Source organism: Faecalicatena contorta (assembly GCF_022835095.1).
In the GTDB taxonomy this organism is placed as follows: domain Bacteria; phylum Bacillota; class Clostridia; order Lachnospirales; family Lachnospiraceae; genus Faecalicatena; species Faecalicatena contorta.
Genome location: NZ_BQNQ01000001.1, coordinates 713,431 through 731,968 on the forward strand (window position 1 = coordinate 713,431; position 18,538 = coordinate 731,968).

18 protein-coding genes and 1 tRNA gene are annotated in these 18,538 nt (G+C 50.0%); 16 read left to right on the forward strand and 3 right to left on the reverse strand.

Annotated features, from left to right (window positions below):
• Positions 1–16: 16 nt before the first annotated feature.
• From MWG26_RS03145 to MWG26_RS03165, 6 genes are all read left to right on the forward strand, one after another.
• Positions 17–424: a TFIIB-type zinc ribbon-containing protein gene (locus tag MWG26_RS03145; RefSeq protein ID WP_025654618.1), complete on the forward strand. Its 408-nt coding sequence runs from the start codon at positions 17–19 to the stop codon at positions 422–424.
• Positions 425–606: 182 nt separating this feature from the next.
• The gene (locus tag MWG26_RS03150; protein ID WP_025654619.1) at positions 607–1,329 is read left to right on the forward strand and encodes a J domain-containing protein; all 723 of its coding nucleotides are present in this window, start codon (positions 607–609) and stop codon (positions 1,327–1,329) included.
• Between the two features lie 217 nt (positions 1,330–1,546).
• Entirely contained in the window at positions 1,547–1,675 is a 129-nt protein-coding gene (locus MWG26_RS22675) for a hypothetical protein (RefSeq protein WP_275891936.1), read from the forward strand.
• 24 nt (positions 1,676–1,699) lie between these two features.
• The gene (locus tag MWG26_RS03155) at positions 1,700–2,212 is read left to right on the forward strand and encodes an NADH-quinone oxidoreductase subunit NuoE family protein (protein WP_025654621.1); all 513 of its coding nucleotides are present in this window, start codon (positions 1,700–1,702) and stop codon (positions 2,210–2,212) included.
• Between the two features lie 4 nt (positions 2,213–2,216).
• The gene (locus tag MWG26_RS03160) at positions 2,217–5,345 is read left to right on the forward strand and encodes an NADH-ubiquinone oxidoreductase-F iron-sulfur binding region domain-containing protein (RefSeq protein WP_081733023.1); all 3,129 of its coding nucleotides are present in this window, start codon (positions 2,217–2,219) and stop codon (positions 5,343–5,345) included.
• Between the two features lie 40 nt (positions 5,346–5,385).
• Entirely contained in the window at positions 5,386–7,167 is a 1,782-nt protein-coding gene (locus MWG26_RS03165; protein WP_025654623.1) for an NADH-dependent [FeFe] hydrogenase, group A6, read from the forward strand.
• Between the two features lie 127 nt (positions 7,168–7,294).
• On the opposite strand, the gene MWG26_RS03170 is transcribed toward MWG26_RS03165, so the two are convergent.
• The 3 genes from MWG26_RS03170 to MWG26_RS03180 form a co-directional block, all read right to left on the reverse strand.
• Positions 7,295–7,519: a heavy-metal-associated domain-containing protein gene (locus tag MWG26_RS03170; protein WP_025654624.1), complete on the reverse strand. Its 225-nt coding sequence runs from the start codon at positions 7,517–7,519 to the stop codon at positions 7,295–7,297.
• 459 nt (positions 7,520–7,978) lie between these two features.
• The gene (locus tag MWG26_RS03175) at positions 7,979–8,200 is read right to left on the reverse strand and encodes a heavy-metal-associated domain-containing protein (protein ID WP_025654625.1); all 222 of its coding nucleotides are present in this window, start codon (positions 8,198–8,200) and stop codon (positions 7,979–7,981) included.
• Between the two features lie 308 nt (positions 8,201–8,508).
• Positions 8,509–8,592, reverse strand: a tRNA-Leu gene (locus MWG26_RS03180).
• Positions 8,593–8,967: 375 nt separating this feature from the next.
• Here MWG26_RS03180 and MWG26_RS03185 point away from each other — a divergent pair.
• The 10 genes from MWG26_RS03185 to MWG26_RS03230 all read left to right on the forward strand — a co-directional run bounded on the left by MWG26_RS03185 (position 8,968) and on the right by MWG26_RS03230 (position 18,534).
• Complete coding sequence (locus tag MWG26_RS03185; protein ID WP_025654626.1) at positions 8,968–9,930, forward strand: beta-ketoacyl-ACP synthase III; 963 nt, start codon at positions 8,968–8,970, stop codon at positions 9,928–9,930.
• Positions 9,931–10,114: 184 nt separating this feature from the next.
• A complete protein-coding gene (locus MWG26_RS03190) occupies positions 10,115–10,339 on the forward strand; it encodes an acyl carrier protein (protein ID WP_025654627.1) in 225 nt (74 codons plus the stop codon).
• Positions 10,340–10,366: 27 nt separating this feature from the next.
• Positions 10,367–11,305, forward strand: a complete 939-nt coding sequence (fabK, locus tag MWG26_RS03195) for an enoyl-[acyl-carrier-protein] reductase FabK (RefSeq protein WP_025654628.1) — start codon at positions 10,367–10,369, stop codon at positions 11,303–11,305.
• Complete coding sequence (fabD, locus tag MWG26_RS03200) at positions 11,298–12,218, forward strand: ACP S-malonyltransferase (protein WP_025654629.1); 921 nt, start codon at positions 11,298–11,300, stop codon at positions 12,216–12,218. Before fabK ends, fabD begins: the two co-directional genes overlap by 8 nt.
• Positions 12,212–12,952, forward strand: a complete 741-nt coding sequence (gene fabG / locus MWG26_RS03205) for a 3-oxoacyl-[acyl-carrier-protein] reductase (RefSeq protein WP_025654630.1) — start codon at positions 12,212–12,214, stop codon at positions 12,950–12,952. Before fabD ends, fabG begins: the two co-directional genes overlap by 7 nt.
• Positions 12,953–12,964: 12 nt before the next feature.
• On the forward strand, positions 12,965–14,203 hold the full coding sequence (fabF, locus tag MWG26_RS03210) for a beta-ketoacyl-ACP synthase II (RefSeq protein ID WP_025654631.1): 1,239 nt from the start codon (positions 12,965–12,967) through the stop codon (positions 14,201–14,203).
• 189 nt (positions 14,204–14,392) lie between these two features.
• Positions 14,393–14,893, forward strand: coding sequence for an acetyl-CoA carboxylase biotin carboxyl carrier protein (accB, locus tag MWG26_RS03215; RefSeq protein ID WP_025654632.1), 501 nt, complete (start codon positions 14,393–14,395; stop codon positions 14,891–14,893).
• Between the two features lie 73 nt (positions 14,894–14,966).
• Entirely contained in the window at positions 14,967–15,398 is a 432-nt protein-coding gene (fabZ, locus tag MWG26_RS03220; protein WP_025654633.1) for a 3-hydroxyacyl-ACP dehydratase FabZ, read from the forward strand.
• A gap of 15 nt (positions 15,399–15,413) precedes the next feature.
• Positions 15,414–16,748, forward strand: a complete 1,335-nt coding sequence (locus tag MWG26_RS03225) for an acetyl-CoA carboxylase biotin carboxylase subunit (protein WP_025654634.1) — start codon at positions 15,414–15,416, stop codon at positions 16,746–16,748.
• A gap of 88 nt (positions 16,749–16,836) precedes the next feature.
• Entirely contained in the window at positions 16,837–18,534 is a 1,698-nt protein-coding gene (locus MWG26_RS03230; protein ID WP_049915396.1) for an acetyl-CoA carboxylase carboxyl transferase subunit, read from the forward strand.
• The last annotated feature ends 4 nt before the right edge of the window (positions 18,535–18,538 follow it).

The following is an 18,538-nucleotide window of genomic DNA, read 5'->3' on the forward strand; positions in this document are numbered from 1 at the left end:
GTAAGGATGGTAAAACATGAAAGAAAAACTGATACGTTTCATGCAGGGAAGATACGGAGTCGATACATTATCGAAGTTCCTGCTTATAGTGGGTCTGGCGGTGGTGTTAATCTCTTCCGTAATCGGAGGAGACAGAGTCCGTCTTATCTTATATGCATTGGGCTGGGTCTTGATTATCTACTGCTATTTCCGGATGTTTTCAAAGAATGTGACAAAACGGTATGCAGAGAACCAGACCTTTCTGGCAAAGACGAGTAAGATACGCGGCTTTTTCCGGAATCAGAAAGCCATATGGAAGCAGAGAAAAACGCACCATATTTATAAATGCCCCGGCTGCGGGCAGAAGATCAGGGTGCCAAAGGGAAAGGGAAAGATCGAGGTGCGCTGTCCGAAGTGCAGTAAGACCTTTATTAAAAACAGCTGATTGATGATGCAGGATAAGGAGAAAAAGCGGTGCTGGAGGCAGACAGGCATGCTGCCGTCAGGCCTCTTTTTCTGGTATGAGAACTCTTAGAAAAAAGAGAGTTTAAACGCAATAGTTCAAACCCGTCTGAACTGTTACGATTAAACGGTTAGGGACAGAGATGTTGAGGAGAATGGAAGACTATGAATGATCCGTATAAAGTGTTGGGTGTGTCAAGGGATGCAGCCGACGAAGAGATAAAAAAAGCATACCGGACGCTGAGCAGAAAGTACCATCCCGATGCGAATATCAACAACCCCATGCGCGATGAGGCGGAAACCAGGTTTAAAGAAGTGCAGCAGGCCTATCAGCAGATTATGGATGAACGCGAACACGGATATACCGGAGGTACAGGCGGTTATGGAAATACCGGAAGTTATGGGGGATATGGCGGTTTCGGCGGCTTTGGCGGTTTTGGAGGCTATGGCCCCTACGGCGGGCAGGAACAGCGTACGGCGGGAAACAGCGAGACAGATATTCATCTGAAGGCGGCGGCCAATTACCTGCAGGCCGGCCGATATGAAGAGGCGCTCCATGTCCTGAACGGAATCCATGACAGGGGAGCTCTGTGGTATTTTTACAGCGCATCGGCTAATTCGGGGATGGGCAGCAATGTCACTGCACTGGAACATGCGAAGGAAGCCGTAAGGCTGGAGCCGGAGAATATGCAGTACCAGATGCTGCTGCAGCGTCTGCAGGGCGGCGGTTCCTGGTATCAGCAGAGGCAGAGCGTGTATGGATATCCGGGGGCGGGCGGCAGCGACTTGTGTATGAAACTCTGTATTGCAAATCTGCTCTGTAATCTGTGCTGCGGTGGAAGCGGGCTGTGCTGCGGCGGAGGCGGATATGGAGGCAGATATATATAGGGAGCGCCTCTTTAGATAATGATTTTTGTTGTCTGTCAATTCTTTATCATACTCGAAATATTTCGATTGCATCTTGACAGAGACAGACTGGTTGTGATATGATCGGTACCATAACAAAAACTTTCAGACAATTTGCTTGAATTTGTACAATTAATAACAAGCTTATCGTTCCTGATTTTTAGGGGAAAATGCCAGAAACAGGGAGGACTCATATCATATGGACCAGTATATTCGTAAAAAAACAGGAAAACAGGATTCAGGATGTAAAAAACATACAGGTAATCAATCAGCGGGAGCTGCCAATCAGGCAGTTCCCGCTTTTACTTTGTATGTTTTTTCACAATAAAAAAGTAAAAGGAGGCACTAATTGATGGGTGAATACACACAAGGATGCTGTGGCTGTGCCCACAGTGAGACAGCTCTGCTGGAGCGGATCGCGGAATTGACGGCGGAGTACAAAGGGAAGGAAGGGAGCCTGATCCAGGTTCTCCACATGGCACAGGGAATCTATGGCTATCTTCCGCTGGAGGTGCAGGAAGTCATAGCGGACGGCCTGGATATACCTTTGGCCGAGGTATCAGGGGTCGTTACATTTTACTCATTCTTCGCCACCCAGCCAAGAGGTAAGCATACCATACGTGTCTGTCTCGGCACGGCCTGCTACGTAAGGGGCGGTAAAAAGATTGTGGAAAGGCTGAGGGAAATACTGGGGGTAGAGATTGGGGAGACCACAAAGGACAGGATATTCACGTTTGAAGTGGCCCGCTGTATCGGTTCCTGCGGGCTGGCGCCGGCCATGTCTATAGACGATCAGGTCTATAAACAAGTGAACCCCGACAAACTGGAACAGATACTGCAACGCTACTATGAGGAGGAGGAGTAAGACTATGGCTTTAATAAATGAGACATCCAGGGAAAACCTGGTGGTAAGGGACCAGATGGATCTCCGTGTGATCAAAGGAGATTACCTGGCACAGCGGAGAAAGTACAGACGCCAGGTTCTGGTGTGCGGAGGCGCAGGCTGTATCTCTTCCCACTGCCAGGAAGTAAAAGACGCGCTTCATGAGTCGCTGGCCAATTATCAGCTGGAGGATGAGATAGAGGTCCTTGTTACCGGCTGTATGGGAACCTGTTCTCTGGGACCGGTGATCCTGGTTGAGCCTGACGGAGTATTCTATATCGAGATGGATCCGGAAAAGGTGGACCATATTGTGTTCAGGCATCTGATGAATGATGAGGTCTGCGAGGAGTATACATATTTTGACGACGACATGGGGATTCATGTGCCGTTGATGAAGGATATCGGCTTCTTTGAGGGCCAGGTCCGCATTGCCCTGAGAAACTGCGGAAGGATGGAGTTCTCTTCTCTGGCGGCCTATATCTCCAGGGATGGGTATGGGGCGCTTGCGAAGGTATTGAGCGGCATGAGCCGGGAAGAGGTTGTCGCGGTCATGAAAAATTCCGGCCTGCGGGGGCGTGGAGGTGCGGGTTTCCCAACCGGCGTGAAATGGGAGGCAGGAATGAAGGCTCAGTCGCCGGACGGACGAAAGTTCATGGTCTGCAACGCGGATGAGGGGGATCCCGGGGCATTTATGGACCGGAGCCTTCTGGAAGGAGATCCACACAGCGTCATTGAAGGTATGATGCTGGGGGGATATGCGATCGGGGCAGCCAAAGGATATATTTATGTGCGTGCAGAATATCCCATTGCGGTAAAGAGGCTGGGCGATGCCATCGACCAGGCAAGGGCGGCCGGCATTTTGGGAAAAAATATCATGGGAAGCGGCTTTGACTTTGACGTAGAGATCCGCATTGGAGCAGGTGCATTTGTATGCGGCGAGGAGACTTCCTTATTGGCCTCTATAGAGGGCAGGCGGGGAGAGCCGAGCCAGAAACCGCCGTTCCCGTTTGAGAAGGGCCTGTTTGAAAGCCCGACGATCATCAATAACGTGGAGACGCTGGCTAATGTGGCGCCAATTATTCAGAACGGCTCCAGCTGGTATCGGAAAATCGGTACGGATCTGAGCGCCGGGACGAAGGTGTTTGCCCTGGCAGGAGACATCGTTAACGCCGGGATTATTGAAGTTCCTATGGGCACGATTCTGGGGGACATCATCTATAAGATTGGCGGCGGAATAATCGGCGGCAAGCGGTTTAAGGCCATCCAGTCAGGCGGGCCATCCGGCGGCTGCCTCACCAGGGCGCATCTGAATACCCCGGTAGATTATGAGTCCCTGGCAGAGCTTGGGGCAATCATGGGATCCGGCGGCCTGGTCGTCATGAACGAAGATACATGTATGGTAGATACGGCCCGGTATTTCATGGATTTTATCTGTGATGAATCCTGCGGTAAATGTCTCCCCTGCCGTAACGGCACCCGCCGCATGCTGGAGCTTCTGGAAGGAATAACGGAAGGGAATGGCCGGCCGGAAGACCTGGAGCTTTTGGAGGAACTGGCGGAGACAATCAAACAGACTGCTATGTGCGGCCTTGGGCAGACAGCTCCCAATCCGGTACTTTCCACTCTAAAATATTTCCGCGGGGAATACGAATCCCACATTTATGATAAACACTGTGCGGCAGGCGTCTGTGCGGAACTTCAGACCTCACCGTGCCGAAATGCGTGTCCGGCAAATGTTTATATTCCGGGTTACCTTTCTCTGCTGGCCGCAGGCCGGACCGACGATGCCTATCGTCTGATCCGGCAGGATAATCCGTTCCCGGCTGTGTGCGGGCGCGTCTGCACCCATCCGTGTGAGGATCACTGCCGAAGGGCGCAGGTGGATGAGCCTGTTGCTATCTGTTCTGTAAAAAGATTTATCGGGGATTACGCACTCCGGGATGATTATAATATCCCAATGGTAGAGCCGCTGCCGTCTACCGGAAAGAGAATATCCGTCATCGGAGCCGGCCCATCTGGCCTGACTTGTGCCTATTACCTGGCAAATCTGGGGCATGAGGTACATATATACGAAGCAGAATCCGTGGCCGGCGGCGTTTTATATTGGGGAATCCCCGAATACCGGCTGCCTAAAAAAGTTCTCGAGAAAGAGATCCACGCCATCGAAAAGAGCGGCGTCCATATCCATTTGAACACCAGCATTGGTACGGATTTGAGTTTTGATGATATGCGCAGCCAATCCGATGCCATTTACATTGCGGCAGGGACCCAGGCTTCCCGTCTGCTGGATATCCCGGGCGAGGAACTGGAAGGCGTGGAAAGCGGCGTCGGATTTCTGAAACGTGTTGGGTTGAAGAAAGACCTGTCCGTACCGAAACATCTTGTTGTTATCGGCGGAGGCAGTACGGCGATTGATGTTGCGAGGACCGCTGTCCGCCTCGGCTCAGAGCAGGTTACCGTAGTCTACCGCAGAACGGAGCAGGAGATGCCTGCAGGCAGGGAAGAGGTAGAAGAGGCACGGGAAGAGGGGATCGAAATTATTTCATTGGCATCCCCGCTGGAATTCGTGGGTGCGGATGGCAAAGTGACGGGAGTTCATCTGATCCGCCGCCGCATAGCGGAATTTGGCAGCGATGGGCGCAGGCTGACCAAACAGCTGCAGGGTTCGAACTTTACCATTGATTGTGACGGTGTTGTTACCGCCATCAATCAGGATGTAGACCACAAGGTTTACAGGACGACCAATGTGGGGATGGATAAGACCGGAAAACTGGAGATCAATAAATACACCAGACAGACTGCAGAGAAAGGCATATTTGCGGGAGGCGATGTCAGCCCATGGGGCAAGAACGTTGTAATCCAAGCGATTGCCGACGGCAAGCAGGCTGCCGTGAAGATCGACCAGTATCTGGGCGGAACAGGGGAATTGAACAAGGGGCAGCAGTTCGACATTCCGGAAATCGAACTGGAAGTGAACGAACCCCATGACCGTTACCCGACCAGATGTTTGAAACCGGAAGAACGAACCGGCAATTTCCGGGAAGTAAACTGTGGATATCACAAGCTGGACGCTATGGCAGAGTCCCTGCGCTGTCTGCATTGCGACAGGCGGTAGCAGCGGGAACCCATAACAAGACAGAGACCAGGAGGTTAATATGATACATTTAACAATAAATGGAAAGCCGGTGGAGGTATTGGAAGGCTCCACCATCATGGAAGCGGCAGAGGCTTCCGGCATCCGCGTGCCCAGCCTGTGCCATATGAAAGATGTCCACCAGTACGGTTCCTGCCGGATCTGCGTGGTGGAAGTGGAAGGGATGAAGAACCTGCAGGCGTCCTGCATGGTAAAGGCCAGGGAGGGAATGAAGGTGAGAACCCATTCTCCGAAGGTTCTGGAGGCCAGGAAGGTTCTGTATGAGCTGCTTTTATCCAATCATTCACAGGACTGCCTGAATTGCAGCCGGAACCAGAGCTGTGAGCTGCAGGCCCTCGGATATGAGCTGGATGTGACCGAAAGCCGTTTTGAAGGCGCAGTGTCCGAAGGGCATGTGGATATATCTCCCTCCATCACCCGTGATACCAGTAAATGCATTCTGTGCCGCCGCTGCGTGACTGCCTGCGCGGGAATACAAAAGGTAGGGGCAATCCAGGCGCAGAACAGGGGATTTGAGACCACGGTCAGCCCGGCGATGGGGCTGCCGCTTAATTCCACATCCTGTGCAATGTGCGGGCAGTGCACTATCGTCTGTCCTACCGGCGCCCTCAAAGAGACGGATGGCCTGACACCGGTATGGAAGGCTCTGGCCGATCCAAAGAAGCGGGTGGTGGTTCAGGTGGCTCCCGCCGTGCGTGCGGCTTTGGGGGAAGAATTCGGCCTGCCGTGCGGAACTCCAGTAACTGGTAAAATTGCCGCAGCCCTTCATGATATAGGATTTGACGACGTCTTCGATACCTTATTCTCGGCGGATCTGACGATCCTGGAGGAAGGCACTGAGCTGCTGGGGCGCCTGAATGCCGCACTGACTGGCAAAGAAGCGGTGCTTCCCATGATCACAAGCTGCTCTCCGGGATGGATCAAGCATGTGGAGCATCAGTTCCCGGAGGCACTCGGACATCTCTCTACCTGTAAAAGCCCGCATACCATGATGGGAGCATTAGTGAAGTCTTACTATGCAGAGAAGACGGGCACGCAGCCGGAGGATATGTTCGTTGTTTCGGTTATGCCCTGTACGGCGAAGAAATACGAGATACAGCGCCCGGAGATGGAAGTGGAAGGAAACCGCGACGTAGACGCGGTGCTGACTACACGGGAACTGGCGAGAATGATTAAGAAAGCAGGCATCGATTTCGTAAGACTGCCCGATGCAGAATTTGATGCTCCAATGGGGCTGGGAACCGGTGCGGCTGATATCTTCGGTGTGACCGGAGGCGTAATGGAAGCTGCCCTGCGTACGGTTTATGAAGTAGTAACAGGGGAAGAACTGCCTTTTGAAAAATTGCATGTAACGCCAATTGTAGGTCTGGAGCAGGTGAAGACGGCGGAGATTACCATAGGGAAAACGCTGCCGGAGTACGCACATCTGCAGGGTGTGGCGGTGAAGATTGCCGTGACCAGCGGCCTGGCAGGAGCATCAAGGCTGATGCAGGAGGTTGCGGATGGTACTTCTCCTTATCATTTTATTGAAGTAATGGGGTGTCCCGGCGGCTGTATCAACGGCGGCGGCCAGCCCCGGTGCAGTGAGGAAGGATACCGTGAAAAGAGGTCGCAGGCTCTGTACAGTGAGGATGAACGCAAGGTGCTGCGCAAGTCCCATGAGAATCCGGATCTGATGAAACTGTATGCAGATTTTCTGGGAGAACCGAATGGACATAAAGCACATGATCTTCTTCATACATATTATGTTCCGAGGGGAAAATATAACCAGCTGGCAGAATGAGCCGGTTTCAGCAAGTTAAGTGAGGACACACCCTACGCTATAGGGTGAGAGGGAAATCAATAAAAACAGCGGTGTATCGATCCACCCCGTAAAGGGATATGGAAGGATACACCGCTGCTGCATGTCGTTATTCTCTGTTCGGGCAATTCTTACAGTAAAATGGATCGGCGAGAATCTTTTGGATCTGACGCTCAATCTCTTCTTCTTTGTCATCGTCCATATCAACGGTAATCTTCTTCAATTTGAATGAAGCTACGGCTTTATTCACACCCGTTAAGGTGCTGATATGTGTTTCCGTCACTTGAGAGCAGTGTGTACAGGTTACGTTGTCTAAGGTATATACTTTTCTCATTTCTTTCCCTCCTCTTAGAGATTGGGTGATTTTCGGTTCATACGAAAGAATTGCCTGATTCCATGAACAACAATGAAGCAGCTGCAGATATCTTATGCCGGCGTACACTTTGGGGTCTTTTTTCTCCGTCCTATTTCCACCCTTTTGGCTACAATATACTTATAACCTCATTATATGGAAAAGAAAAAATGCTGTCAATGGGCCTTTAGTAGTAGACTTCTTTAAATAACCTTAAAACAGCGTTGTGCCGCTTAATCCCATAAAATGGGATAGAGCGATACAGCGCTGTTTCAAGAAGATTCCGGAACACCCGGAATCAAGTTTTAGAACAACAACGATTCAAGTGGAGATACTTGATAAACCATGAACAAACTGTGCAACGAATGGCGGACATTGAACGGTAAGCTGTCCGCAGCCATTCTCTATATGACTGTGCGAAATTCCTTTGGCCTGCCCGAATTATCTGTTAGGACAAGTCTTACAGTAAACAGGGTTCTCTATTAAGTTGAGAACCTGGCTTTCAACCTCTGCTTCTTTGTCATCATCCATATTAACAGTTACTTTTTTTAATTTAAAAGAAATCATTGCTGATGTCACGCCAGGAATGGCACTCATTTTAGTTTCCATCACTTGTGCGCAGTGTGAACATGTTACATCTCCTAAGGCATAAATTTTTTTCATCTTTTCCCTCCTCTTAGTATGGGATGAAATAGGGGCATTTGAAAGAGGCGCCTCTGTTATGAACAGCAATGAGACAGCCGCAGCTAAGCTATGCCGATGTATGCTCTGGGCCTTTTTCATGTCCTGTTTTCACCTGTTTTTGGCTACAATAAATCTATAATTTAATTATATTTAAAACAAAAGATATCGTCAATGGGCCTTTAGTAGTAGTGTCATGGAATAGGATGAGGTAACCAAAAGCAAGTCTAGAATAATTCAATAAAAAAAGAGAAGCCTTAATATATTAAGACTTCTCACTTCTCAATCAATGCGGAAGAAGAGACTTGAACTCTCACAGGATAAACTCCCACTAGAACCTGAATCTAGCGCGTCTGCCATTCCGCCACTTCCGCTCGACAAGTGATATTCTATCATAAGATACCGGACTTTGTAAACCCCTATTTTAAAATTCTTTACCTTTTGGCATTTTAGATGAATTTTCTGAATTTGGGGGGATGGTTGTAATCTTTGTTCAATACACGGAGATTCATTGGCCTGCTCCGATACTTGAGGAGGTGTCGTGAAAAGGCAAAGCCTCCTAACAGCGCCCCAAACAGAACTGCCGCTCCCGTTTGAAATTTCTCTCGGAGGGCGGCTCTCCCTACATCCCATAAATTTTCCTCTTGACAAATAAGTTATTTGTTATTATACTTTGATAATCAAAGTATTTTAAGATAAAAGTATTTGAGATAAAAATAAAACAACGAATTCAAACATGGAGATAGAATATGATAGGAAAGATATGTGGAACAGGTTCTTATGTGCCGGAGCATTTTCTGGATAACAATGATTTAGCCAGGCTGGTAGATACCAGTGATGAATGGATACGGGAGAGAACCGGTGTCGTGAGGCGGCATATTATTGAGGATGACACGACTGTTTCCATGGCTGTGAAGGCGTCCCGGGCAGCGCTGGAAAACAGCGGCGTGGCTCCAAAGGAACTGGATCTGATCCTGGTATCGACGTTCACTTCAGAGGTTCTGCTTCCCTGTACGGCGTGCGAGGTGCAGCGGGAACTGGGTGCTGTCAATGCGACTGGATTTGATTTAAATGCGGCATGTACGGGATTTCTTTTTGCGTATAATACAGCCCAGGCCTATATTGCTTCCGGAATGTACCGGACGATCCTGGTGATTGGGGCGGAAAGTTTATCGAATACGGTGAACTGGAAAGACAGAGGCACCTGCATTTTGTTTGGGGATGGGGCTGGGGCGGCCGTGCTCAGAGCGGAAGAAGACACTCTTTATCAGCCGGTTACCCATTCTGACGGGGGGAGAGGAAATGCGCTTACGTGTATGAGCAGGCACCGCAAGGATTGGTTACCTGATGAACAGGACACCGACTCTTATATGAAAATGGACGGCCAGGCCGTGTTTAAATTCGCGGTTAAGAAGGTGCCGGAGGCAGTTCTGGAGGTTTTGTCCAAGGCGGGGCGCACTGCGGATGAGGTAGATTATTTTGTTCTTCACCAGGCAAACCAGAGGATCGTAGAGGCTGTGGCGAAAAGATTGCAACAGGATATCAGTAAATTTCCCATGAATATGCAGGAATATGGAAATACATCTTCAGCCAGCATTCCCATTTTATTAGATGAGTTGAACCGGAAGGGAACGCTCAAAAAGGGGGATAGGCTGGTACTGTCTGGGTTCGGGGCAGGGCTTTCCTGGGGAGCTGCTTTTCTGGAATGGTAGAGGCAGTGTATCAGGTATTTCTCTGTAAAGCAGGAATCGGAAACAGGGAATTGAAACAGGTAATCTCCGGCTGGCTATAAGGCTGAATATCAATGAGTCAGTTCATTATTTTACGATGTACCAGACCGGATTACATAAATAAATAATAAATATAAAGAAAAGAGCATGAAAGGAATTTAAAACTATGTTAGAAAAAGTAAAAGAAATCGTATCAGATTCATTGGGAGCAGATATCAACACAATTACAGAAGCTACTTCATTCAAGGATGACCTTGGAGCAGACTCTCTGGATCTGTTTGAAGTTGTGATGGCATTTGAGGAAGAATTTGATGTGGAGATTCCGTCTGAGGATCTGGAGCAGATCGCTACGGTCGGGGACGTTGTAAAATATTTAGAAGCGCACAAATAATAAGTACTCGAAAGAAAGGTTGTTAGTATGAAGACGAAAGTAACCGAAATATTAGGAATTGAATATCCGATTATCCAGGGTGGAATGGCATGGGTTGCTGAACATCATCTTGCAGCCGCCGTATCAGAAGCTGGCGGGCTTGGGCTGATTGGAGCGGCGAGTGCGCCGGCAGACTGGGTACGGGAACAAGTCAGGGAAGCTAAAAAGCTGACCACTAAACCATTTGGCGTTAATATTATGCTGATGAGTCCTTACGCGGACGAAGTGGCAGAAGTGATTGTGGAGGAGGGCGTTAAAGTCGTTACAACAGGTGCTGGTTCTCCTGAAAAGTATATGAAGATGTGGAAAGAGGCGGGGGTTAAGGTGATTCCGGTCGTTGCCTCTGTTGCACTTGCTAAACGAATGGAACGCTGCGGGGCGGATGCTCTGGTAGCGGAAGGTACGGAAGCCGGCGGGCACATTGGTGAGAATACCACCATGGTTTTAGTTCCGCAGGTTGTGGATGCGGTGAGTATCCCGGTGATTGCCGCAGGCGGTATTGCGGACGGCAGGGGAATTGCGGCGGCGTTTATGCTGGGTGCCCAGGCCGTGCAGATGGGAACTCATTTTGTGGTTACGAAAGAATCTGTTGTTCATGAAAATTATAAAAAATGCATTATTAAGGCAAGGGATATCGATTCCCGGGTTACAGGCCGTTCAACCGGGCATCCGGTGCGGGCCCTGCGAAACCAGATGACGAAGACCTACCTACAGAAAGAACAGGAGGGCGCCTCTTTTGAGGAGCTGGAGCTGCTGACATTGGGCGGACTGCGCAAAGCGGTTGTAGAAGGCGATGTGGTAAACGGCAGTGTAATGTCCGGCCAGATTGCGGGCATGGTGAAGGAAGAATTGTCCTGTACGGAGCTGATTCAAAAGCTGGTGAGAGAGACAGACGACCTGATTGGAGGAAAAGGGTTTTATGAGTAAGACGGCATTTATATTTCCCGGCCAGGGCGCACAGAAGGCAGGTATGGGAAAAGATTTTTATGAACAAAGTGAAACGGCGAGGATGCTGATCGATCGGGCATCGGAATTGCTGGATATAGATATGAAAGCGCTGTGCTTTGAGGAAAATGACCTGCTGGATCAGACCGAATATACCCAGGCGGCGCTGGTTACGGTCTGCCTGGCTATGGAAAAAGTACTGGAAGAGCGGGGGATTAAGCCCGATGTGACGGCGGGACTAAGCCTGGGTGAATACTGTGCAGTCACAGCAGCCGGCGGAATGTCGGCAGAGGATGCGATTGCCGCGGTCCGCAAGCGGGGAATCCTGATGCAGAACGCGGTTGAGGATGGAAAAGGTGCTATGGCGGCTGTTCTCGGGTTATCTGCAAAAGATATCGAAGCAGTACTAGAAGGCATGGCGGGCGTCAGCGTTGCAAATTACAACTGTCCGGGGCAGATTGTGATAACCGGGCGGAAGAAAAGCGTGGATCAGGCGGCGGAGGTTTTGAAAGAAGCCGGGGCGAAGCGCGTGTTACCGCTGAATGTGAGCGGACCCTTCCATTCTCCTATGCTTGAGGAAGCAGGGAAGAAGCTGGCAGAGGTGCTGGAGCATGTTGAACTGCATCCGCTGCAGATCCCTTATGTGACAAATGTAACGGCAGCGTATGTCCGTGACATTGGCCAGACAAAGGCTCTTTTGGCGCAGCAGGTTGCATCGTCCGTTCTCTGGCAGCAGAGTGTGGAGGCGATGATTGCAGACGGTGTTGACCGGTTTGTGGAAATCGGGCCGGGCCGGACGCTGGCTGGGTTTATGAGAAAGATCAGTAAAGAAGTAAAGGTATATAATGTAGGAACGTGGGAAGATGTAGATAAGGTGGTTCAGGAATTATGTTAGTGGGAAAAGTAGCGGTTGTCACTGGTGCATCCAGAGGAATCGGAAGGGCTGTAGCCCTGAAACTGGCCTCTCAGGGCGCGGTGGTTGTGATTAATTATAATGGCTCTGCGGGGCGCGCAGCGGAAGTAAAAGATGAGATAGAGAAGGCTGGCGGGAAAGCAGAGACGATGCAGTGCGACGTATCCGATTTTGGTGCCTGTGAGAAGTTTATAAAAGAAGTCATTGCACAGTTTGGCCAGATTGATATTCTGGTTAACAATGCAGGGATTACACGTGACGGATTGCTGATGAGAATGTCAGAGGAAGATTTTGATGCAGTGCTGGATACAAATCTGAAAGGTACGTTCCACTGCATTCGTTTCGCCTCCAGGCAGATGATGAAGCAGAGAAACGGCCGGATTATCAACCTGTCCTCTGTTTCAGGTGTAATGGGAAATGCAGGGCAGGCGAATTACTCCGCCTCAAAGGCAGGCGTGATCGGGCTTACGAAAGCCGCTGCCAGGGAACTGGCATCCAGGGGGGTGACAGTGAATGCGGTTGCGCCGGGATTTATTAATACGGAAATGACGGCAGAACTTTCTGAAAAAGTGAAGGAAGGGGCTGTGGCGCAGATCCCCCTGGGGAGTTTCGGGGAGCCGGAGGATATTGCGGAAGCGGTTGCATTTCTGGCTTCTGGAAATGCCGGTTATATCACGGGGCAGGTCCTGTGTGTGGACGGCGGAATGGCGATGTAGAAGGAGATCAGTATGAAAAGAAGAGTAGTAGTAACCGGGCTGGGGGCAGTAACTCCGATCGGGAATACGGCAGAGGAATTCTGGAGCGGCATCCGCAGAGGGAAGGTGGGCATTGGGCCCATAACAAGGTTTGACGCTTCTGAGTATAAAGTACAGATTGCGGCGGAGGTAAAAGATTTCGTGGCAAAAGAGCGCATGGATTTTAAAGCGGCTAAGCGTATGGAAGCATTTTCCCAGTATGCAGTTGCGGCGGCAAAAGAGGCGTTCGCGGATGCGGGAATCGACATGGCGGCAGAAGATGCGTACCGGGCGGGCGTGATCGTGGGATCCGGTATCGGAAGCCTTCAGGCTGTGGAGCAGAATTATACGAAAATTGTTGAAAAGGGACCGAGCAGGGTGAACCCGCTGATGGTTCCGCTTATGATATCCAATATGGCGGCGGGAAATGTGTCGATACAGCTAGGTTTGAAAGGGAAGTGTACGAATGTAGTGACGGCCTGTGCTTCAGGAACAAACTGTATCGGAGACGCTTTTCGTGCAATTCAGTATGACGACGCGGACATTATGGTGGCAGGCGGAACGGAAAGCTGCATCTGTCCTACCGGAGTAGCCGGATTCACCGGACTGACCGCGTTATCCACTTCTGCAGACCCAAAAAGGGCATCGATCCCGTTTGACAAAGAGCGGGACGGATTCGTTCTGGGAGAGGGTGCGGGAATCGTAGTACTCGAAGAGCTGGAGCATGCAAAAGCCAGAGGCGCGGAGATCTATGCGGAATTGGTGGGATATGGTTCAACGGGAGATGCATACCATATTACATCGCCGCAGGAAGACGGAGAAGGCGCAGGCATGGCGATGAAACTGGCGATGAAAGAGGCGGGCGTGGAGCCGGAGCAGATCGACTATATCAATGCCCACGGAACCAGCACCCACCACAACGATTTATTCGAGACCCGGGCCATCAAATACGCGCTGGGAGATGCGGCAAAAGACGTTGTCATCAACTCTACGAAATCTATGATAGGCCATCTCCTCGGTGCGGCCGGCGGTGTGGAATTCGTCGTGTGCGTAAAAAGCATCAAGGATGGATTTATCCATCAGACGGTGGGAACCACAGAGACAGATGAGGAATGCGACCTGAATTATGCAGTAGGAGCACCCATAGAAAAAGAAGTGAATTACGTACTGACCAATTCCCTTGGTTTTGGAGGACATAACGCAACTTTATTAGTCAAGAAGTATGAAGCTTAGAGTGTGTCTGAAAATTCCTTACTGTAAGATGTTGTTTCAGTTTGCGGGGGATTTACTGCCAAATTCAGGAGGCGTAGTGGTGGGCTGCGTTGACTGGATTTGGCAGTAAATAGACCGTAAAGCGGGGCGGCATCTTGCGACAATGAATTTTCATACACGCTCAAGTGCGCCGCACAAAAAGGAGGCAGCATGAAAATAGAAGAGATATTACAGTTAGTGGATACAGTTTCAAAATCCACGCTGACAGAGTTTAAATATGAGGAAGGCGCAGTGAAGCTTTCCCTCAAAAAAACATTAAAAACTGTTCCCGCTGAAGTCGCAGCAGAGCCGGTACTGACAGCCCGGACACCGGCAGCCCTGTATCAGCAAGCTTCGACCCCGGCGGTTCCGGCTCCGGCGGCCATCACAGTCCCAAATCCGGCCAAAGAGGAAACAGGATCTGTACCCATTCCAGAGGAAAAAATAGTAAAATCACCTTTAGTCGGCACATTCTATGCAGCACCGTCAGAAGATGCGGCTCCCTTTGTAAATATAGGGGACAGCGTAGAAGCGGGCCAGGTACTGGCAATCGTAGAGGCCATGAAATTAATGAATGACATTGAGAGCGATTATACAGGGATCGTGGCGGAAGTGCTGGTAGAAAATGGAGATACAGTAGAATATGGCCAGCCATTGTTTGTTATAAAATAGTCAATCAAGGTCAAGGGGGTCAGACCCCTCTGCAGAGGGGTCTGACCCCCTTGTCGAGAAAGAAGGTTAAGTAATGAATAGATTAGATATTAAGCAGATCCAGGAGATTATTCCACACAGACATCCATTTCTTCTTTTAGATTATATTGAAGACTATGAGCCTGGCAAATATGCGGTTGGGTATAAATGCGTGACATACCGTGAGGATTTTTTCGAGGGACACTTCCCGGAACACCCCGTTATGCCCGGCGTGCTGACGTTGGAGGCACTGGCTCAGGCTGGCGCGGTCGCTATACTGAGCGTAGAGGAAAACAAGGGCAAAATCGCTTTCTTCGGAGGCATCCAGAAATGCAAATTCAAAGGCATGGTATATCCGGGTGATAAGCTGAAGCTGGAGACTACGATTATCAAGCAAAAGGGCCCCGTGGGAGTAGGCCAGGCGGTTGCTTCTGTGGATGGCAAAGTTGTAGTAACGGCAGAATTGACATTTATGGTTGGAAATTAAGGAGATGTGCAGGTTATGATTGAAAAGGTATTGATTGCAAACCGGGGAGAAATCGCAGTGCGCATTATCCGTGCCTGCCGAGAAATGGGAATCGAGACAGTGGCAGTCTATTCTGAGGCCGACCGGGAAGCCCTTCATACACAGCTGGCGGATGAGTCGGTCTGCATTGGTCCGGCTCCTTCTGCGCAGAGCTATCTGAGTATGGAGAGCATCATAAGCGCGACTCTTGTATCCGGTGCGGACGCAATCCATCCGGGGTTTGGTTTCCTGTCTGAGAACAGTAAATTTGCGGAACTGTGCGAGCAGTGCAATATAACATTTATCGGCCCAGAGTCTAAAGTAATTAGAAAAATGGGAAATAAACAGGAAGCCAGAAATACGATGACAGCAGCCGGTGTACCGGTGATCCCGGGAAGCACCGAACCGATTTACGATGTAAAGACAGGTGCTGCCGCGGCTGATAAGATTGGTTATCCCGTCATAGTCAAGGCGGCCCTTGGGGGCGGCGGAAAAGGCATGCGGGTGGCGGAAAAACCGGAAGATTTTGAGAACAGTTTCAACACCGCACAGAAAGAAGCCCAGATGGCCTTTGGGGACGGCACCATGTATATCGAGCATTTTGTCCAGCATCCACGGCACATTGAGTTCCAGATACTTGCGGATAAACACGGAAACGTCATCCACCTTGGTGAACGCGACTGTTCCGTACAAAGGAACCACCAAAAAATGATAGAAGAATCCCCATCCATTGCGCTTACAGAAGAAATGCGGAGGAACATGGGGGATGCTGCGGTCAAAGCCGCCAAAGCTGCGGGCTACACCAATGCAGGTACAATCGAATTCCTACTGGAAAAAAGCGGGAACTTCTATTTTATGGAGATGAACACAAGGATTCAGGTAGAACACCCGGTTACAGAGTGGGTAACTGGAATTGATTTAATAAAAGAGCAGATCCGCATCGCAGACGGCAAAACACTCGGCTATGCCCAGGAGGATGTCAGGATAACCGGGCACGCCATAGAATGCCGTATTAACGCAGAAAACCCGAAGAAGAACTTCCGTCCGTCACCGGGCACTATCACAGACATGTACCTTCCGGGAGGGAAAGGCGTGCGTATAGACGCTGCCATATACAGTGGATATACGGTGACCCCATATTACGATTCTATGCTGGCAAAACTGATCGTACACGCCGGGAGCCGAAAAGAAGCAATCCGCAAAATGCGCAGCGCGCTGGGAGAGATCATCATCGAGGGGATAGACACAAACGTAGACTATCAATATGAAATATTACATCATCCCGATTTCGAGTCCGGGGATATAGATATTGAATTTATTGAAAAAATGTAGGGTAGGATATAGAAATTTTTAGAATTGTCTGAAAACGGTACGCAAAGGGGTCAGACCCCTATGAAGCGACCCCATGAAGGAGCTGTTTATGAAGTTACAGAATATGTTTAAGAAGACGAGCAGAAAGAGTTATATCTCTCTGAATGAGTCTAAGCCCGAAGTCCCGGAGGGGCTTCTCAGAAAATGTAATAAGTGCGGCGCGGCTATTATTGCAGAGGATGTTAAGCAGGGCTTTTATATCTGTCCGAAATGCCGCGGCTACTTCCGCGTCCACGCCTACAGAAGGATAGAGATGCTGGCGGATGAAGGTTCCTTTGAAGAGTGGGACAGGGAAATTAAGACGAAAAATCCTCTCAATTTTAAGGGGTACAAAGAGAAGGTAGAAGCACTGCAGGAGAAAACAAAGCTGGAAGAAGCAATTGTTACGGGCAAAATAAGAATAGATGGCATGCCGGCAGTTGTGGGTGTATGTGACGGCCGGTTCCTCATGGCGAGCATGGGCGAGGCGGTCGGCGAGAAAATTGTCCGCGCTGTGGAGCGGGCAACGGAAGAAAAACTTCCCGTCATTATTTTTGCCTGCTCCGGCGGCGCGAGGATGCAGGAGGGGATTGTATCCCTGATGCAGATGGCTAAGACCTCGGCGGCGTTAAAGAGGCACAGCGATGCAGGGCAGCTCTATATCTCTGTTTTGACCGATCCAACCACGGGCGGCGTAACTGCAAGCTTTGCGATGCTGGGGGATATCATTCTGGCAGAACCCCATGCACTGATCGGATTTGCCGGCCCCCGGGTCATTGAACAGACGATCGGGGAAAAGCTTCCCAAAGGATTTCAACGTTCGGAATTTTTATTGGAGCATGGTTTCATAGACCGTATCGTTGAACGTGAACACATGAAAGCAGAACTGGCAGAGTTACTTCGTCTGCACAGCGGTGACGCTTGTTTTGATTGCAGGGCAAAGGAGCGGCAGGAACATATAATCCCAGTCAACAGGGCTAAGAAAGCGCGCAGTGCCTGGGATCGTGTTCAAATTTCCAGAAAGAAAGGCCGGCCGGTGGGTTCTGATTACATTGAAAATCTATTCAAAAACTTCATAGAATTACACGGAGATAGGTGTTTCAAAGACGACAAGGCAATCATAGGTGGTATTGCATATTTTGAGGGCATGCCGGTGACCGTGATAGCACAGGCAAAAGGAAGAAACACCAGGGAAAACATCGAGCGCAATTTCGGTATGCCGTCCCCCGACGGTTACAGAAAAGCACTGCGCCTGATGAAACAAGCGGAGAAATTTGGTCGTCCGGTTATCTGCTTTGTAGATACCCCCGGCGCATTCTGCGGCCTGGAGGCAGAGGAGCGCGGACAGGGAGAGGCAATCGCCAGGAACCTGTTTGAGATGTCCGGACTGAAGACACCGGTTCTGTCAGTGGTGATCGGGGAAGGGGGAAGCGGCGGAGCCCTCGCTATGGCAGTTGCCAATGAGGTATGGATGTTGGAAAATTCCGTATACTCCATCCTCTCCCCGGAAGGATTTGCCAGCATTTTGTGGAAGGACAGCAAACGCGCCAGCGAGGCTGCCGAAGTCATGCGGCTGACAGCGGATGACCTGCTGCGGCTGCAGATTATCGAGAAGGTCATACCGGAGCCGGAACACTATGCAGAGGAGAGCCTGGAAATAGTCTGCGCCGTGATGGAACCTTACATTAAGGAATTTCTGGAAAAATACACAGTTTTTTCCGGTGATGAGCTGACTGAAAAACGTTACAAACGATTCAGAAAGATGTAAATGA

Coding starts and splice junctions, on each gene's coding strand:
- MWG26_RS03145 (WP_025654618.1), top strand. CDS start 17: ATGAAAGAAAAACTGATACGTTTCATGCAGGGAAGATACGGAGTCGAT.
- MWG26_RS03150 (WP_025654619.1), top strand. CDS start 607: ATGAATGATCCGTATAAAGTGTTGGGTGTGTCAAGGGATGCAGCCGAC.
- fabD (WP_025654629.1), top strand. CDS start 11,298: ATGAGTAAGACGGCATTTATATTTCCCGGCCAGGGCGCACAGAAGGCA.
- MWG26_RS03190 (WP_025654627.1), top strand. CDS start 10,115: ATGTTAGAAAAAGTAAAAGAAATCGTATCAGATTCATTGGGAGCAGAT.
- MWG26_RS03160 (WP_081733023.1), top strand. CDS start 2,217: ATGGCTTTAATAAATGAGACATCCAGGGAAAACCTGGTGGTAAGGGAC.
- MWG26_RS03175 (WP_025654625.1), bottom strand. CDS start 8,200: ATGAAAAAAATTTATGCCTTAGGAGATGTAACATGTTCACACTGCGCA.
- accB (WP_025654632.1), top strand. CDS start 14,393: ATGAAAATAGAAGAGATATTACAGTTAGTGGATACAGTTTCAAAATCC.
- MWG26_RS03230 (WP_049915396.1), top strand. CDS start 16,837: ATGAAGTTACAGAATATGTTTAAGAAGACGAGCAGAAAGAGTTATATC.
- fabK (WP_025654628.1), top strand. CDS start 10,367: ATGAAGACGAAAGTAACCGAAATATTAGGAATTGAATATCCGATTATC.
- MWG26_RS03225 (WP_025654634.1), top strand. CDS start 15,414: ATGATTGAAAAGGTATTGATTGCAAACCGGGGAGAAATCGCAGTGCGC.
- MWG26_RS03185 (WP_025654626.1), top strand. CDS start 8,968: ATGATAGGAAAGATATGTGGAACAGGTTCTTATGTGCCGGAGCATTTT.
- MWG26_RS03170 (WP_025654624.1), bottom strand. CDS start 7,519: ATGAGAAAAGTATATACCTTAGACAACGTAACCTGTACACACTGCTCT.
- MWG26_RS22675 (WP_275891936.1), top strand. CDS start 1,547: ATGGACCAGTATATTCGTAAAAAAACAGGAAAACAGGATTCAGGATGT.
- fabF (WP_025654631.1), top strand. CDS start 12,965: ATGAAAAGAAGAGTAGTAGTAACCGGGCTGGGGGCAGTAACTCCGATC.
- MWG26_RS03165 (WP_025654623.1), top strand. CDS start 5,386: ATGATACATTTAACAATAAATGGAAAGCCGGTGGAGGTATTGGAAGGC.
- fabZ (WP_025654633.1), top strand. CDS start 14,967: ATGAATAGATTAGATATTAAGCAGATCCAGGAGATTATTCCACACAGA.
- MWG26_RS03155 (WP_025654621.1), top strand. CDS start 1,700: ATGGGTGAATACACACAAGGATGCTGTGGCTGTGCCCACAGTGAGACA.
- fabG (WP_025654630.1), top strand. CDS start 12,212: ATGTTAGTGGGAAAAGTAGCGGTTGTCACTGGTGCATCCAGAGGAATC.